At 60.8% G+C, this 16,748-nt stretch carries 14 protein-coding genes and 5 pseudogenes; 4 read left to right on the forward strand and 15 right to left on the reverse strand.

The annotated features are described in order from the left end of the window. Positions 1 to 43: 43 nt before the first annotated feature. The 10 genes from ACAM42_RS30280 to ACAM42_RS30325 all read right to left on the reverse strand — a co-directional run bounded on the left by ACAM42_RS30280 (position 44) and on the right by ACAM42_RS30325 (position 9,701). Positions 44 to 817: an amino acid ABC transporter ATP-binding protein gene (locus ACAM42_RS30280; protein WP_369630367.1), complete on the reverse strand. Its 774-nt coding sequence runs from the start codon at positions 815 to 817 to the stop codon at positions 44 to 46. A 34-nt stretch (positions 818 to 851) separates the two neighbouring features. Continuing rightward, entirely contained in the window at positions 852 to 1,628 is a 777-nt protein-coding gene (locus tag ACAM42_RS30285; protein ID WP_369632821.1) for an amino acid ABC transporter ATP-binding protein, read from the reverse strand. Between the two features lie 61 nt (positions 1,629 to 1,689). After that, on the reverse strand, positions 1,690 to 2,331 hold the full coding sequence (locus ACAM42_RS30290) for an amino acid ABC transporter permease (protein WP_139701216.1): 642 nt from the start codon (positions 2,329 to 2,331) through the stop codon (positions 1,690 to 1,692). Between the two features lie 9 nt (positions 2,332 to 2,340). Further along, positions 2,341 to 2,994 (reverse strand): amino acid ABC transporter permease, encoded by a 654-nt coding sequence (locus tag ACAM42_RS30295; RefSeq protein ID WP_369630368.1) that lies wholly within the window; start codon positions 2,992 to 2,994, stop codon positions 2,341 to 2,343. 30 nt (positions 2,995 to 3,024) lie between these two features. Next, a complete protein-coding gene (locus ACAM42_RS30300) occupies positions 3,025 to 3,852 on the reverse strand; it encodes a transporter substrate-binding domain-containing protein (protein ID WP_139701214.1) in 828 nt (275 codons plus the stop codon). Positions 3,853 to 3,899: 47 nt separating this feature from the next. Then, entirely contained in the window at positions 3,900 to 4,895 is a 996-nt protein-coding gene (locus ACAM42_RS30305; RefSeq protein WP_139701213.1) for a glutamate cyclase domain-containing protein, read from the reverse strand. Beyond that, positions 4,892 to 6,175: a selenocysteine synthase gene (locus tag ACAM42_RS30310; RefSeq protein ID WP_139701212.1), complete on the reverse strand. Its 1,284-nt coding sequence runs from the start codon at positions 6,173 to 6,175 to the stop codon at positions 4,892 to 4,894. Before ACAM42_RS30310 ends, ACAM42_RS30305 begins: the two co-directional genes overlap by 4 nt. A gap of 12 nt (positions 6,176 to 6,187) precedes the next feature. Further along, entirely contained in the window at positions 6,188 to 7,267 is a 1,080-nt protein-coding gene (locus tag ACAM42_RS30315; RefSeq protein WP_369630369.1) for a glutamate cyclase domain-containing protein, read from the reverse strand. Between the two features lie 13 nt (positions 7,268 to 7,280). Continuing rightward, positions 7,281 to 8,780, reverse strand: coding sequence for an aldehyde dehydrogenase family protein (locus tag ACAM42_RS30320; RefSeq protein ID WP_221937710.1), 1,500 nt, complete (start codon positions 8,778 to 8,780; stop codon positions 7,281 to 7,283). A gap of 33 nt (positions 8,781 to 8,813) precedes the next feature. Then, on the reverse strand, positions 8,814 to 9,701 hold the full coding sequence (locus ACAM42_RS30325) for an NAD(P)-dependent oxidoreductase (protein ID WP_369630370.1): 888 nt from the start codon (positions 9,699 to 9,701) through the stop codon (positions 8,814 to 8,816). A 248-nt stretch (positions 9,702 to 9,949) separates the two neighbouring features. Here ACAM42_RS30325 and ACAM42_RS30330 point away from each other — a divergent pair, with 248 nt between their 5' ends. Further along, complete coding sequence (locus tag ACAM42_RS30330; RefSeq protein WP_139701208.1) at positions 9,950 to 10,885, forward strand: LysR family transcriptional regulator; 936 nt, start codon at positions 9,950 to 9,952, stop codon at positions 10,883 to 10,885. Between the two features lie 128 nt (positions 10,886 to 11,013). Here the strand turns inward: ACAM42_RS30330 and ACAM42_RS30335 are convergent. After that, positions 11,014 to 11,214 (reverse strand): annotated as a pseudogene (locus tag ACAM42_RS30335) (IS701 family transposase); the annotation flags it as partial. A gap of 226 nt (positions 11,215 to 11,440) precedes the next feature. Here ACAM42_RS30335 and ACAM42_RS30340 point away from each other — a divergent pair. The 3 pseudogenes from ACAM42_RS30340 to ACAM42_RS30350 form a co-directional block, all read left to right on the forward strand. Then, positions 11,441 to 11,485: pseudogene (locus tag ACAM42_RS30340) on the forward strand (hypothetical protein); the annotation flags it as partial. 59 nt (positions 11,486 to 11,544) lie between these two features. After that, positions 11,545 to 12,027 (forward strand): annotated as a pseudogene (locus ACAM42_RS30345) (IS3 family transposase); the annotation flags it as partial. Positions 12,028 to 12,197: 170 nt separating this feature from the next. Then, a pseudogene (locus tag ACAM42_RS30350) lies at positions 12,198 to 12,507 on the forward strand (DUF3363 domain-containing protein); the annotation flags it as partial. Here ACAM42_RS30350 and ACAM42_RS30355 read toward each other — a convergent pair. The 4 genes and pseudogenes from ACAM42_RS30355 to ACAM42_RS30370 all read right to left on the reverse strand — a co-directional run. Beyond that, positions 12,508 to 12,684: pseudogene (locus ACAM42_RS30355) on the reverse strand (aspartate aminotransferase family protein); the annotation flags it as partial. A 96-nt stretch (positions 12,685 to 12,780) separates the two neighbouring features. Further along, the gene (locus ACAM42_RS30360) at positions 12,781 to 14,328 is read right to left on the reverse strand and encodes a gamma-glutamyltransferase (protein WP_369630371.1); all 1,548 of its coding nucleotides are present in this window, start codon (positions 14,326 to 14,328) and stop codon (positions 12,781 to 12,783) included. A gap of 11 nt (positions 14,329 to 14,339) precedes the next feature. Next, positions 14,340 to 15,191: an ABC transporter permease gene (locus ACAM42_RS30365; RefSeq protein WP_139701204.1), complete on the reverse strand. Its 852-nt coding sequence runs from the start codon at positions 15,189 to 15,191 to the stop codon at positions 14,340 to 14,342. A gap of 14 nt (positions 15,192 to 15,205) precedes the next feature. Further along, positions 15,206 to 16,735 (reverse strand): ABC transporter substrate-binding protein, encoded by a 1,530-nt coding sequence (locus ACAM42_RS30370; protein WP_139701203.1) that lies wholly within the window; start codon positions 16,733 to 16,735, stop codon positions 15,206 to 15,208. Positions 16,736 to 16,748 lie beyond the last annotated feature (13 nt).

A 16,748-nucleotide genomic window follows, 5' to 3' on the forward strand; every position in this document is an offset into this window, starting at 1 on the left:
AGGACAGACAGGGGGACGTTGAGAAAAGAACAGCGGCATCGAGCTAATGCCTGGTCATGCGAGACAGGAACTGCTTCGTGCGCTCGTGTTGGGGACGGTCGAGCACTTGAGCAGGAGGGCCCTGTTCGACGATGTTTCCGCCGGCGACCAGGACGAGCCGGTCGCCGACCTCCCGAGCGAAGCCCATCTCATGGGTGACAACGAGCATGGTCATGCCGGACTTGGCCAGATCTTTCATCACCGCCAGCACCTCGCCCACGAGCTCCGGGTCGAGCGCGGACGTTGCTTCGTCGAAGAGCATCACGTGCGGCTGCATCATCAGTGCCCGGGCAATGGCAACGCGTTGCTGCTGGCCACCGGAGAGCTGGTCCGGATAGCTGTTCGCCTTGTCGGCAAGACCGACCTTCCGCAGGAATTCGTGCGCGCGCGCTTCCGATCTACCCGTCGACTCCTTGAGCACTCTTCGCGGAGCGAGTGTCAGATTTCGAAGGACGCTGAGATGAGGAAACAAGTGGTAGTGCTGGAACACCATGCCCACGCGCTGACGAATCTGGTTCTCGTTGAGTAAACCTCCTGTAAGGTCCTCTCCCTCGAGAAGGATCTGACCAGAGTTGATTCGCTGCAGCAGGTTCGCGCAGCGAAGTAGCGAACTCTTTCCGCCGCCGCTAGGCCCCACGATCACGACGACTTCCCCTCGGCGAACCGAGAGGTCCACACCCTTCAGTACGGCGTTATTGCCATAGGAGAGATGAATTTTCTTCATCTCCAGAATGGGTTTCTCACCAGCGAGAGCGACGGATGAAGCAAGTGCGTTCATTCTTTTGGAGGTGGGAGATTGACCTGAAGAGGGACTAGGCAGCCATCGCCGCGCTCTGGAAACGCTTCACGAACGCTTGAAAACGTTCGGTTTTGGGGTTCGCGAACACGTCGTTCGGAGGCCCGTCTTCGATGATGGATCCTTGGTAGAAGAAGAGAAGTCGGTCCGCGACATCGCGTGCAAACTGCATCTCGTGCGTGACGATGATCATCGTCATCCCCTCTGTGCTGAGATCGCGAAGCGTCTTGAGGACCTCATCGACCAGCTCTGGGTCCAGGGCTGATGTCACCTCGTCGAACAGCATCACCTTCGGCCGCATGGCGAGGGCACGGGCGATGGCCACGCGCTGCTGTTGACCGCCGGAGAGCTGAGATGGATAGTGGTTCGCCTTGTCTGCCAGTCCGACCTTGGCCAGCAACGCCTGGGCATGTTCGCGAGCTTCGGCCTTGGACTCCCCATTCACCAGTACCGGCCCCATCATGATGTTCTGGATGGCCGTCTTGTGGGGGAACAGGTTGTAGTTCTGAAAGACCATCCCCGCCTTGGTCCTGAGACGGGCAATCTCAGTCTCGGATTGCTTGATCCTCTTAGAGCCGCCGGCCGAGGAGTTGTAGCCGACAGCCGCACCATCGACAAGGATTTCGCCTGCCTGGAAATCCTCGAGGTAGTTAATACACCGCAAGAGCGTCGACTTGCCGGACCCGCTGGGTCCGATGAGAACGACAACCTCGCCCTCCTTCACTTCGAAGGAGATGCTCTTCAAGACTTGGTTCTCGCCGAAGCTCTTTGAGACGCCTCGAACTTCGATCATGGGCCGGCTAGTCGGCAGGGGCTGTGCATTGTTCATGGTTTCCAGGCAGTTCGTTTTGCGACTACGCCGCCGCATAGCGCCGCTGCAGATAGGTCGCGCAGAGTGAGATCGGGTAGCAGATACAAAAATAGATAACCATCACGGTGAAGAAAATCTCGAAAGCGGCCAAAGTACGCTCGACGACCTCACGCGATGCATACGTCAGTTCCCAGACGCCCACGATCGAGGCGTACGAAGTGCTCTTCACTGCAATGGACGCAGTGGTTACCAATGGCGGGAGCGCGAGACGCATCCCAAGGGGAAGTTGAATCTGCATGAGGACTTGTCTCCAACGCAGGCCGATAGCCAATCCGGCCTCCACGGTGCTCTTGGGCACGGCAAGAATTGAACCTCTCACGATGTCGGCCACGAAGGCCGCAAAGTAGATGACCAGGGCGATGGTGGCAGCCACGTAGTTCGGCGCGTCAACGCCCAAACGCGGCAGGCCAAAGTAGGCGATGAAGATGAGGACCAGGACGGGAACCCCTCGCACCACATACACATAAACTGTAAGAACCGATCGGACCAGTCGGCCGCTCAGCGCTGCCGCGACGCCCAGGGCGGTACCAACAATGAAGCTGAGGACGACCGTAGCGACCGCCATCTCCAGAGTGACAAGAGCTGCCTTCAGCAGATAGTTGATATTCAGAAATGCGACGTCCATCTGGTTTCCTCAGTTGCGCTTGCGCGAGAAAATCTCGAGCCAATGAAAAACCGCGCTGGCGAGCGTTGTGAGTACGAGATAGAAGGCAGCGATGACGATGAAAACTTCGTATGAGGCGGCTGTCCGCTCCATGACGAGCTTTCCGCTCAGCGTGAGATCCACCACCCCAATGCCTGCGACAAGAGACGTGTCCTTGATCAGCACGACCACTTGGTTCCCGATGGCCGGTACAACCTTGAGCACGGCCTGGGGAAGGACAACTCGGAAGAAAACGCCCGCAGGTCGAAGGCCGATGGCTCGCCCTGCATCCCACTGGGTCCGGGGAACGGCGCTGACTCCGCCTCGAAAGACCTCTGCCAGGTAGGCGGTGTGCTGAACCGCGATGGCAATTGCACCGCAATAAATTCCGTCGAGCCTGGAGCCAAGCAGCGGCGCGCCGTAATAGACGACAAGTATGAGCAGGAACGTTGGCACGTTTCGCAGAAACTCGATCACTGCGTACGTCGGTGCCCAGATGAGAGCATGGTTCGAGAGCCGCATGAGGACCACGCCCATCCCGAAGGCAACGGCAACAGGAAGGCACATGCCCACCAGCGTGAGCGTGACCAGGAATCCGTTGAAGAACTCCGGCAACCATCCCCAAACCATGTTCAACCAGCTCATACTTGCTTTCAGCTCCAGGGGTGTCGTCGATTACTTGACGTAGTATTTCGCGTTCATCGGCGCCTTGCCAAACCACTTCTTGTACGCGGCCGAGTAGTCGTTGAACATCGAACCGGCGCGCATCTCGTTGACGTAGGTGTCCAGAGCCAGCCACCACTTGAAGTCGCCTTGCTTCATATAGATGGCGTTGTTGGTGACTGCCGTCATGCGCTCCTCCAGTACACGCACATCTTTGTTCTGCGTGGCGTACCAGAGGGCGACAGGCTCGTCCAGTTGAGCAGCGTCCACACGCCCGCCCTTGACCGCAGTGAACTGAGCCCCGATCGAGTCGAGCGTGGTCGTCTTTGCTTTCGGGAAGAACTGCGCGGCGCGTGCGGCCTGGACGGGTGTCGAAAGGATCGCTGTCGTCACCTTGTCGGTGTTGAGGTCCGCGAACTTCTTGAACTTCGAGTCGGCCTTGACGATGACAACGATCGACGAGTCGATGTATCCGCGGGTGAATGCAACGCGCGCAATGCGGTCGGGAAGAACGGTTGCGACGTGGATCCCGAAGTCCACTTTGCCGCTGTTCACGTTCTCCCAGCGAGCAGCCGAACTCTGCTTGACGAACTCGATGTGCTTGGGGTCGTCGCTGCCGAAGATCCCTTTTGCGATGAGCTTCGCCATGTCGATGTCGAAGCCCGTGAGCTCACCTTTCTCGTCGACAAATCCGAAGGGCGGCGATTCGCTGCTGACACCGACGATGATCTTGCCGCGAGCAAGAACCTCGTCAAGCTTCGACTTCTCTTGAGCCATCGCGGTTGACGCGATGACCATGCCTGCCAGTAGCAGACCGAACGATTTAAGGAGTTGGCGCATTTGGAGTTCCTCGTTGCGTTGTAAAAATGGGGGAGTTCGGTTCAGGGTCAGCTCAGTGCAGGCCGCACGACGGCACGCACCATCTCGGCAAATGCGATATGGGTTTCGAGAGCCAAGCCATCAACATTGGCATCGACGATGTTCTGCACAGAGTTGATGAGTCCGATGTCGACGCCGCGGGTCAGCAATTGGCGCTCCATCTCCGGCGTATGAAGGAGTCGCGCATCCTTGCGCCTGGCGGCCATGGCGCCTGCAATCGCGTTGCAGCCCCAGTTCGAACATGCGGCGGTCACCAGCACGTCGGCGGAAGTGACGGCAGCGATGGTTTCGCCGAACTTCACGTGTGCGTTGACCGCCTCGGTGACAGCCCCCATGCCGATTTCGTTTCCGCCGTCACCCACTGCAACGGTGGGGATACCTTGTCTGATGGCTTCATCGAACAAGATGTCTATGCGCGACCGCCCCATGCCGTAGTCGATTGCCCGCATGCTGTAGTAGACGCCGTCCTTGGCTCGACCAACACGCTCCGTCGAGAAGAACAGGCTCGGCTTGTAATTGGCGAGCAACTCCTTGGCTGCTGCAGGCGCCTCGTCATCTGACGTCGTGAACGGGAGAAGCGAGGCGATCGCCAAAGTCCCATCCTTGGACGCAATCTGCGCCTGGTCGTACGGCAGCACGGTCAACCCCGCGCTGGTCAGTATGGCCTTCATTCCAGGCAATAGCGTGGCCTCTGCAAGCAGGACGCAATGGACACGCTTGGAGATGGCCAGGGCGCGGATGACGGCAGCGGCTCCTGCGGGGCCGTCGTTCTCACCGATTTCGGTGGAGATCCAGGCGCGTGACACCGACCCCGTGGTGACGAAGACCGTCGCGCCGTCCGGCACCGACAAGAGCGCATCGGCCGCGGCGCCGACGAGCGTCGTGCCTTGCCGGGCGCGCGCGGCCTTGTACAGATGTTCGACACCACGGCCGCCGATGTCCATGCTGACCAGCTTGTCGAGCCGCTCGTCGATGGCGGCAAGCGCGCCGCTCACCGCGGTCATTGCGAGGCTCCCACAATGAGTTCGGCAAGCTCTTTGGGCTTGTCGACGTAGCGGGCCACTTCATCGAAGGAGGCCACCATTGCATCGACAACCTTGGACATGCCACCCACACGCTCGATCGCACCGTGGGTCGGCTTGAGACGGACCGATACACGGGCACCGGGCTGGCCATGGGTATTCACCGTCAGGATGCCGTGGTCACGCAGCAGCACCATGCCGAGCGCCGAGGTGATTTCACAGGGAACCAGATCAGTCCCCGATGGGGCCTTGCCGGCGCGGCGAAAGACTTCCTGGAGGGCGAGGTCTTCTTCAATCATCGGACCAAGATCGCTCACGGCGACCAGATCGGTTCCCATGCGGTCTCGCAGTGCCGCCGCGAGCTGCTTGCCGCTTTCCGCTTCGTCCAGAAGATCCTTTGGAGAGAATCGCTGCAATGAGCGAAGAGCGCTCGCTGCGATGGGGGCGCGCGCCTCCATCCCGAACTCGGACGCTTTTGCAGAAATGCGCGTGATCAACAGCGGTCGGCCTACCAACAGCCCTGAGCGTGGCCCCGACAGACCGGCCTTGTCGCAATTGGTGATGGCGACGTCGCCACCGAGGTGAAGACTCTTCGCACCGCCACGCAGGACCGGCCGCATCCGGGCGCCGTATGCCTCGTCGAAGAGAACCGCCGCGCCGCTTGCCTTCGCCACCGCCGCGACATCCATGGAGACGTTGTCGTCCAGATATTCAAGGCTGCTGGTGACGGTGGTCACGACCACCAATGCGGGGGCCTTTTCTTCTATGACCGACGCCCAGTCCTTGTCTCCCTGGACCTCATGCAGGATGACCTGCGCGATGCCGCATCCGCGGATGACCGACGCGTGCGACCGGCCGCCAGGCGGGACCACGGACACCACCGGCTTCCCGTCGGCGAGCGCTGCAATAGTGGCAATGATTCCAGCGCTCGTCCTGTTCACTGGTGCCACCATGTCGCCGGGCTGTCCGCCCATGTGCTCGATGGCGACCTGTCGGAGTTCTTCGGCGTAGAGCCCAGGCCCCACCCATTCTTCACAGTTCGTTGTGAGGTCTTCGACGTTCAGCGGGAACTCGCGTTGGTTGCCTGTGAACACGCCGATCGACATCGCCCCGAGACGGCGGATGCGCTCTGCCGCGACCGACTGACCTTGGCGCAGTCGTCGCGCCTCGTCGACGCTCGATTGAATGATTTTCCCGCGTGCAAAGCCGACGATAGGGTCGAGCGGATTGCCGAGGGAGTCGGTGGGCTTCTTGACTTGCATTTTTTGTCTTGGTTACGCAGTGGCAGCGGTGCGAATGGACATGCGCGCCACGGCACTCAGAAGATTGACAAAGGCGAGGTGGCCGTCGAACGCAATGCCGTCAACGATCATGGCCTGCTTCGAAGTGGCCCCGTCGCGCGCGCCTGCGGCCACAGTCACTGCTATCAGTTCATGTTCTGTATCGGCGTCGTGCAGCAATTCCTCGTCACCGACGAGCACCGCGAGTGCGGTTCCGACGGCGCACGCGCCCCAGTTCGACACTGCGGCACTCACCGTCACATCGGTTGCCACCACGGTGACCACACCGGACTCGTGCCCTGCCAAAGAGCGGCCACGCAGCGGGAGGACGCCCCGGATGGACTCCCGGACCGCGCCGAAGCCCACCTCGTTGCCGCCATCACCGATGCCAATCGTGACAATTCCAGCTTCCGCTGCGTGGTACGCGAGCAGATAGACGTAGCCAACGGCCAGCGGGTCCCGACAGTCACCGCGAACCCCGTGAAATTGCCCTTCGACGTTGGGACCGTCGCGTTCCACAAAGACCACCGCGCTGGGGCGATGGGTTTCGATCAGGGCCCGGGAGCGCGTCTGCCCGCGATTCATCCCGATGGGGAACGACTCGATGGTGATGGGCTGGACATCGCGACCCGGCTTCTCTTCGGCCCAGACAGCGAGCTTGGCGTTCATCAGATCGACTGCGGCCTTGATGGGCGCCATGTGCGCCTCCTCGGTGACGAAGACGACTTTCGCGCGCAGCCCTTTGACCAGGGCGGCTGCGAGTGCTGCAGCCCCGACCGGACCGTCGGTCTCGCCCCATGGGAGCTTCGGGGACACACCTGCGCCTGTAGCGATGAAGACTGTGCTGCCAGGTACAACCTTCTCCTTGAGGGCAGCTGCAGCGGCCATCGAAAGTGGGCCCTCGTGGTGCGCGCGGCAGACCTCGTACATGGGCACGACGATCCCCGGGGGAAGTCCCCCACTGAGGGGGCGAATTTCGAGCGTCATCAGACGGTCGATTCGGTTTCCCGTCTCGACCTGCTGCGACGACAAGCCCTGGGTCCAGTAGTTCGCCGATGTGGAGGTGCTGTTCACGAGGGTCCCCGGGTCAGATACCAAACGTGACGCTCTTGCGGCTGGTGTAGCTCTCCAGCGCACCTTCGATGGAGTACTCGGCACCGATGCCGCTCTGCTTCGCACCACCGTAGGACATGCCAGGAATCTGGCCACCGGCGCGATTCACCTGGATCCAGCCCGCATCAAGCTGTTCGGTGGCACGCATTGCCGCGCCGATGTCGTTCGTGAAGACGTAGGCGGCAAGACCGTAGTGCGTGTCGTTGGCCATGGCGAGAACTTCGCTCTCGTTCTCCCACGCGATGGCCACGAGGACCGGGCCGAACACTTCTTCGCGGGCAATGCGCCAGGTGTTGTCGACACCCGTGAAGATGACGGGTGTCGGAAAGTAGCCCTTGGCATCGCCGGCAGCCGGCGGCAATGCGCCGGTCTCCACTTTCGCGCCGGCATCCATGGCTTCCTTGATGAAGCCGCAGACCGCGTTGTAGCGTTCGGCATTGATGACGGCGCCGATGTCGGAGGTTTCGTCGAGGGCGTCGCCGACCTTCAGTGCATTGACCTTTTCCACCAAGCGTGGCATCACCTTGTCCCAGATGGACTTGTGCAGGAACAGACGCGAGCCAGCGGTACACGATTGGCCCTGACGGGCGAAGCGCATCGCCGCGATGATGTTGTTCACCGTGGTGTCCAGCATTGCGTCGGTACCGGCGTCCGGGTAGACGATGCAGGGGCTCTTGCCGCCGAGTTCCAGGGTCAGATGCCCGATGCGGTCCGCAACGGCGTGCGCGACCTTCTGACCCACTTCGTGAGATCCCGTGAACGACACCTTGGCGACGTCGGCATGAGTGCTCAGCGGGGCACCGGCCTCCAGTCCTTCGCCGGTCACGACGTTGAAGACGCCAGGCGGGAAGATGTCCGCAGCGAGCTCGGCGATGCGGATGACGGCGAGCGGTGCGTCTTCTGCCGGTTTGAGAACCAGCGTGTTGCCCGTTCCGAGCGACATGCCGATCTTGACCGCGGCCAGGACGAGCGGCGAATTCCAGGGGATGATGGCCCCGACCACCCCGAAAGGCTCGCGGGTGGTGTAGCTAAAGAGGCCAGGCCCAAGCGGGAGGGTCTCGCCCTTTTGCTCTGCAATAACGCCGCCGTAATAGCGAAGGACTTCGGCGGTGCTGGCAACCTCCGGCCGGCTCTGGGTGCGCAGCGCATTACCCGTTTCCGCGGCCAGGATCTTGGCGATTTCTTCGGCGTTTGCGGTGATGCGGTTGCCGAACTCGATCAGCATGGCGCCGCGTTCGCGTGCTGCCTTGCGGCGCCATTTCGGGAATGCCGCTTTGGCAGCCGCGACAGCGACATCGATGTCGCGCGAGTCGGCCGCGCCGACGGTGGCGATGGTGTCGAGGCGGCATGGGTTAATGACATCGAGCGTCTTGCCGCCGATGGGCTTGCACCATTCGCCGTTGATGAAGTTGCCGGCGAGACCGGACGTGGGGAGGCTGACAGTGCCGTAGGTGGACTTGGAGATGGTATTCACTTGGATGCTCTTGGCTGGATGGGGGAGGCGCGCTTACGCGGCGGTTTGCAGGCGAACGCCCAGAAGTTCCTCGTAGATTTCGCTGACGCTGGTGGAGTCCTTGCCGCCCATGCCCTTGGCACGAGCGGCGTTGTAGGTCTGCTTGACCAGCTGACCCAGGGGCATCGGGTAGTTGGAGAACTCATCGAGGCACAGGCCCAGGTCCTTGTTCATCAGGTCGATGGCGAAGAATGCCGGGCGCTCTGCGGTGAACAACGTCTTCTGGAACCAGTCGAGCATCTTGCTGCCGGCCATGCCTGCACTCATCACGTCGCACAGCACTTCCAGGCTGCCGCCAGCTTTGACGCTGGCTGCAAGAACTTCGCCAAGCGCGACAGTGTTGATTGCCACCACAAGGTTGTGGCTCAGCTTCGTGAGCTGGCCGGCACCGATAGCGCCGCAGTGGACGATGCGTCCGGCCAGGTTGTTCAGCATCGGCGTGACGCGTTCGAGGACAGCGGCATCGCCACCGACCATCACGACCAACTTTCCATTCGTGGCACCCGCAACGCCACCGCTGACGGGCGCATCGAGAAAGTCGGCACCCTTCTTGGCTGCCTCGGCAGCCAGAGCCTTGGTCGTTTCAGGGTCGACGGTGCTGAAATCGATCAGGATCGCCCCCTTGGTCAGCGACGCGAGCACACCGTCGGCGCCTGTGATTGCCGACTTGAGGATGGCGGGCGTAGGCAAGCTGAACAGAACTGCATCAGCCCCCTCAGCGGCTGACTTGGGATTTGCGGCCGCGGCCGCCCCCTTGGATACCAATTCGTCGACAGCGCTGCGGTTCGGGTCAAACACAGTGACCTGGAAACCCGCCGAAACCAGTCGCGCAGCCATTTGCGCGCCCATCTTGCCGATACCGATAAATGCAACGTTCTTCATTTCCTAAGCGCTCCTGTTTGGATGCGATGGACTGTAGGGAGAGCGTGGCGTGTGGATAAGACCACCAATGCTTACGGGAATCGTTAGAATTTCTTTCCTATTGTGGTCCTCCAAGTTGGTGCGTGTATAGAGGCATCAAAATTGCGTGCGTAGGCCCCCTTGCGTCATTTCATTGGGGAATACCCTGATGCCAAGAGCTCGAGGGATATTGCTGCGAAAGTGGAGGCGTTAGCTTTTCTGTCGTTCAGATGCTCAACCTGTCTCGCCTTCACCTTCTCAGCGAACTTGCCGTTCTAGGGACCATCGCCAAGGTGGCGGAGGCTGTGAACCTCACACGTCCCGCTGTCTCGCAGCAACTGGCCATCCTGGAACAGGAGACGGGCACGGTGCTGTTTGAGCGCTCAGGCCGAGGTGTTCAACTGACGCTGGCGGGTGAAAGCCTGGTTGCAAGGGCCGGAAAAGTGCTGGATCTGGTGAGCGAGATCGAATCGGACCTCGCGTCGGCCAAGGGCTCCGTGGCGGGCGAAGTCCGGATATCGGCGTTCGGCTCGGTTGCGACGACCTTTATCCCGGCGGTGTTCGAATCGTTGATACGCGAATACCCCCAGCTTGACCTTCGTTTCGAGGAACTCGAGCCCGGCGAGAGCCTGAAGGCTGCCGCTGCGAAACAAGTCGACCTAGCACTGGTCGATGACTCCATCAGTGCCGAGGCCCTCTCGAGCATGCTGTACTTCCGCCCCGTCTACGAGGATCATTTCGCCGCAGTGATGGCCGCGAGTCATCGACTCGCGGGAGCTTCTTCGGTCGGCGTGACTGACCTCAAGGCCGAGAACTGGGCCATCAACAGAAATGCGCAGACATATAAGACGCAAATCGTGAATGCCTGTCATGAAGCCGGGTTCGCCCCGCGCGTAGTTGCAAGTTGCCGAAACATGGCTGCGACGCTGGCGATGGTGCGCACTGGCTATGTCATCACCGTCTTGCCGGCGCTGGCGCTGAGGGCGGTGGTCGCAGACAGCGCATTCCGCGTCATTCCCCTACAGCCACTGATGGCACGACGAATCTTCGTTGCAATGGCCCAAGGGACCTTTCGCCGGCCAGCCATCGCCGCCGTACTGAGAGCTCTGGACGGAGTGATTCCAAGCTTCGCGGACGGCTTTGGCACTCTCAGTGTGATGAGCTAAAAGTTCATTGACCTATTCTTGAGCATCGCGGCCTCTCCTGTACCGTACGTACTCAACGAGGCTGCAATGAGCGGAAGACCTAAAGCGATGCTGGTTTTGACGTACACCGAACGCGAAGAACTCTAGTCTTACTGTGTCACAAGAGTAGTTTTGCACTTGCCCTTCCGCTGCAGGGGCACTGGCCGAGACGAGCGATCAGCTGATAGCTCAGTCGATGGCGCAGTGTCGTGATCGACGTCCGCACATGGCGCTGCGCGCGCAGGACTTCCGCGGGGGATGTAATCCACAGGAAGGACAGGCACCTGGCGTTTGATGTTTTTTTTACCGCCGACAGACTTGTCAGCGACGAGGCGTTCGCCCGCAGTGGCTTGCTAACCTGTCTAGCCTAACCATGATCGGGGGCTACTCCCGCAGGAGTATGTAACGACGCCGTTCAGCATAGTAAAAAGCGTCAATTGCGCGGCCTTTTGGAGTTGTTTCTTGCCTAAATCAATAATAAAAAATCTACGCATCAATCTGTACGATGCATTCGCACACGAGCTGCACGGAGGCAACGTGGCCGGGGTCGTCTACGGTGAGGCCCCTCTTGCTGCCGAGCTGATGCAGCGCCTGGCCGCAGAACTGGCCGCGCCGACCACCGGCTTCGTCTCGCGCGAGCCGAATGATTGACCGATGTGACCGAGTTCAAGGTGAACCACCAGAAGCTGTACCTATCGCCGGTGATGGACCTGTACAACCGCGAGATCGTGTCGTACGAGATTGCGGAGCGTCCGCTGCCGATCATGATCAAGAACATGCTCACCAAGGCATTCAAGCGGCTCGACTCAGGCCAGCAACCGATCCTGCATTCGGACCAAAGATGGCAGTACCGCATGCCCGCGTACCGCCAACGCCTGCATCAAAGCAGGGTCGTTCAGAGCATGTCGCGGAAGGGCAATTGCTATGACAACGCAGCCATGGAGAGCTTCTTCGGAACGCTGAAGTGCGAGATGTTCCATCTCAACAAGTTCGACACGACCGAGGCGTTGAAAGACGCCCTTCACGACTACATTCGCTACTACAACGTGGATCGCATCAAGCTCGGGCTCGGAGGCCTGAGCCCAGTGGCGCACAGGATGCAGGCCGCCGCGGCGCCCGCATGAGACCACAACTGTCCAAGGTTCGGGGGTCGGTCCAATACTTGGTGGACACCATCGTCATAGACACAAGGCGGCAACTCAAGACGGGATCACCGCGCACTTACGTTAATTGACCGCATACGGCGCCTCGCCAACCTGCCGGGACCATCGAGATCGATGTCGGCGGTGTGCGGGTGGGGCCGCGCACCGAGCTGGAGATCCAGCAGACGTTGCGGCGCGAGGTGCAACAAGAGCGGTGGACGAACCTAGATCGAACCTTGAAGCGTGAGGCTGGTGACGATGGCCGGGTGCAGATCGAGCGCTTCAACGAATTACGGCTGCAACGCCAGCGCCTGCTGTTGATCGGCCGCCTGCAGCGTTTGCAGCGCCTAGGTCTGGCCGATGAGGTGCACCTGGGCCGTTCACGCCGATGCCGAGAAGACCTTGCGCACCCTGGGCGAGCGTGGCGACATCATCCGCACCATGCAGCGGGCCATGAGTGGTGACCTGCGCGTGCATCGCCGCCAGGACGTCGGGATGCCCATGCCCAAGACATGACACCGCGGCACCGCCGGATGCATCGATGTAGCGCCGGCCTTAATTGCCGAAGATCTCAATGCCGCGGGCAGCGAGCGCCGTCGGCGGGAGGCTGCGCAAAGAACGGTGAATGATTTTTCTCAAGTTGGTCCTACCTGATATCAAAGTACGAGTTCAAAATGGTTCCTGCCGCACCGCCAGCCCGTAGAGCGTCGCGACCTGTCGTCTGCCGTCAGCCGCTTATGCGACCCGACATGTCCCATCCCATGAGGGGTCTGCTGCGCCGTCGAGGCGTCCATCCGCGCGTTCTCCGACAACCTGGACGATTCCAAGGTGGCTCTCGTGCCCAAGGGCATGGACTTCCACGCGCGACCAATGAGAGCGCAGTGCCTCGATGACCTCGTGGCCTGCATCTGCGTGTACCCTTGGACAGCCATCCTTGAAATTGACGCGCGGCGCTCGCAAGGCTTCGGGCAACCCCAGCCCTCGGTCCACAACGTTGACGATGGTTTGGGCGACGGCACCGGGAATCCGTTCGCTTCCGGCTCCACCAAGGGACAGAAGCACGCGACCTCCACGAGAAACGATGGTCGGCGTCATTTCCGTCACATCGCGGGCACCTGGCACCGGGTCGGAGCCCATGCGGTAGCTCTTTGCAGGAAACAGACCGAAGGAGGTGTCAGTGCTGCGAAGGCCGAAGTGAGGTCCGATCGACATGGTCAAAGCGACAGCCATGCCGCTCGCATCCAGTGCCGACAAGTGCGTGGTGTCCTGGTCCTCGCGTAGCGCTTGAGTCGGGAGTTCGGACGCAACGCGGGCATGCGGGACACTCCCATTGATCAGGCTTTGCGAAATTGCATCCCCCCTCTTGGCAACGAAGTGCGGGTCGATGAGCGCTTCAAAGGGCAGTCCGTCGGGCTTAGGTTCGAGCGATCCCAGTCGTTGTGGGCGGTCTTCGAAACAGGTTTCGATGATTGCAGCCAAAGTGCATGCTTCACGGCCGGTAAGCGCAGGGCCGAATTTTGGGAGGCGATCGAGGATCGCCAGCATCTCCAGCAGCGTGTGCCCCCAGCCTTGGCGGCCAATGGTCGTGACTTGGCAGTCGCGGAATTGGCAATGCAGGATTTCACCTTCCCGTGCATCGGCAGCTTCCAAGTCCTCAATCCGCCAATGCCCACCGCGGGCACGAATGCCATCGACGAGCCGGTTCGCGGTCGCACCTGACATGATGGCGGGGGCGCCACCTTCACCGTAGGCCCGCAACAGGCCCGCAAGCTTCTCGTGCCGGAACAGCGCTGGCGGGCTTCCCCCATCCAAATACGGACCCGCTCCCGCTTCCATCAGTTCCGACGCACGAAGCGCCCAAACGGCGGCAAGGTGGGGAGGTGCAGAGGATCCTTCGTCCGCGAGCCGAGCCGCCGGCGCGACGACCTCCGCCAAAGACAATCGGCCATGATCGTGATGGAGCTTGCAGAGGGCGTGCGGCAAGCCAGGAATGCCCGCCCACCGCAGAGGCCCTGAGCCTAGATCGCGCGGCAACGAGGCAGGAATCGAACTTGCCCCGTCAATCGCAAAGAAGCCACCTTGTTCGGTTCGAACAACAATGTGGCAGCGACCGAGCAGGCTTGCGTTTGCAGGATCTGCAACGCAGAGCGTCAGGGCAGCCGCCACCGCTGCATCGGTGGCATTGCCTCCCGCCCTGAAGATCGCTTCACCGGCCGCTGTTGCCGCCGGTGAACCCGTAGCAACGACGCCGCCTCTCGAATCTGTTTGACCACGCGCAGACATGTTTCTGCCTCCTAATTTTGTCGAGCTGTCCGGGGGTCGAAGACGTCGCGTAAGCCATCCCCCAGGAAATTGAAACCGAGGACGGTTACGAAGATCGCCAATCCGGAGTAGATCGCTATAGAGGGCGCAATTTCCATCACCGTCGTAGCTTCCTGCAGCATCCGTCCCCAGGAGGGGGCAGGTGGCGGCAAGCCGAGACCCAGGAAGCTGAGCGCAGCCTCACCCAGCACGGCTCCAGGGAAGACGAGCGTCGTCTGAATCAGGATCGGCCCAGAGCAGTTTGGAAGGATGTCCTGGACCAGAATCTTCACGGGCCGTTTCCCCAGAGCTCGGGCGGCGAGCACGTAGTCCTCTTCCTTGCGCTGCAGCACTGTCGCGCGAACGACCCGGGCAAATCGAGGGATACCAACGATCGTCAGCGCAAGAACGATGGCCCAGAGGCTGTCGCCAAGCGCGGCCACCAGAGCAAGGGCGAGCAGAAGACCGGGAAACGCGAGCAATGCGTCCATGGCACGCATTAGGGACGCGTCGGTGGCGCCGCCGGCGTAGCCTGCAGTGCCGCCCAGAGCGACACCGAGAACCAGCGAACAGAGCGTGACGAGCAATCCCACCTGCAAGGAAATCCCGGCGCCGTAGACCAGGCGAGTCAGCAGATCTCTGCCGAACTGGTCTGTCCCCAACCAGTGGCCATTGCCTGGCGCACCAAGCGCATTGTCAATGTCCATGCCGTTCGGGTCCCAAGGCAGAACCAAGGGAAGGACGAGCGCGGCCGCAACCACGAGCAGGACCAATGCGACACCTATGAAGGCCAGCCGGTTACGCAGGATGCGCAGCCCAAGCGCCTTTGTTTCCGAGGAGAGCATATTCAAAAGTCCCTTTAGCGGTTCAACCAGGTTTTTGCAAGACCACCGTCGGCAATTGACAGGTCACCGTCTGCGTTGGTGTTGAAGTCCTTCAATTCCTCGCGCCACGCGAGTGTTCGCGGTTCGAAAAACAGCATGAGGCTGGGCACGTCGCGCCCGATGATGTCGAAGACTTGCTGATACGACTCCTTGCGCTTCAGGGGATCAGACTCGACTCGGGCGGCATTGAGCAATTCGGTAACCTTGGGGTTTTCGTATCCGCCTGCCAAGTAGTTCGCAGGTCCCGCCTTGAGGTAGAACCGGCTGAAGCGGAAATCGGGGTCGTTGTAGCCGCTGGCCGCGGAAATCGCGAACTGGAAGTTGTAGGCTTTCATGCGCTGGTTCAGCGCCACCCAATCGGAAACTCGGATCGTCGCCTGGAAGCCGACTGCATTCAACTGGCTCTGGATCACCTGAGCATCGCGTCGGTACTCCGGTTTGCACTCGATCGTGATGGGAGGCCCGTTCTTGAATCCTGCTTCCGCCAGAAGTGCCTTGGCTTTCGCGGGGTTGCTCTTCACTGGATCACCCTCCAGTCGCCAGAACGATCCCTTTTCCCAGTTCTGGTTGTCGACTCGCCCAAATCCGGATGTCAGAGCCTGAACGAGCATGTTGCGGTCGATTGCCAGATTGGCGGCCTGCCGAACCCGTGGGTCATTGAAAGGCGGCTTCGTCGTGTTCATGATCGCCGTGTGCCAGACCGCGCTGGGGGCAACGAGAAGTTCGAATCCACGGGATTTGTTGGGCGCAAGGGCCGGCAGCAACTGATTGGGCACAGACGTGATCAGGTCGACCGCACCGGTGCGCAGCGCGGTCATCCGCGCGGCGTCATCGGGCACCGGCAGAAAAGTCAATGAGTCGATATACGGCTCGCCCTTGCGCCAGTAGCCTTCGAATTTCTTCATCGTGACGCGCTCTTTACTGCCTTCCGTCAGCGCAAAGGGGCCCGTGCCGATCAGATGCGTGATCGTCCCATCGGGATTGAGGGTTTCCTTTGGAATGATCGCGGCCCACACGCCTGAAAGCGTCGTCAGGAACGGAGCGAATGATTCCTTGAGATGCACCGTGACCGTGTTCGCGTCCACCACCTCGATCTTGTCGATCACGGACAGTTCACCACGACGGCGTGAGCCGGTCTTCGGGTCAAGCATTCGGTCGAGGCTGAATTTCACGTCACCGGCGGTCATAACACGACCGTTGTGAAACTTCACGCCCTGGCGGAGTTTGAAGGTATAGACGCGCTTGTCTTTCGACACCGTCCAGGATTGCGCCAGCCAAGGGACAAAATCGCCCTTGAGATCGCGGTTCAGCAAGCCTTCGGCGATCTGGCCGAGAATCCAGCCCGTACTGTCACCCTGGATAACCGCTGGATCGAATCCGTTGGTCAGTGAACTTGTCTCTAGACCTACCTTCAGGGTGCCCCCATTCTTAGGTGCCCCTGGCGATTGCGCTGATGCTGCGGCGGCAACCAGGGCCAGCGAGGCAGCGAGGTGCTTGAGTTTCATGGTTATGTTTCCT

The organism is Variovorax sp. V35 (genome assembly GCF_041154465.1).
GTDB lineage: Bacteria > Pseudomonadota > Gammaproteobacteria > Burkholderiales > Burkholderiaceae_C > Variovorax > Variovorax boronicumulans.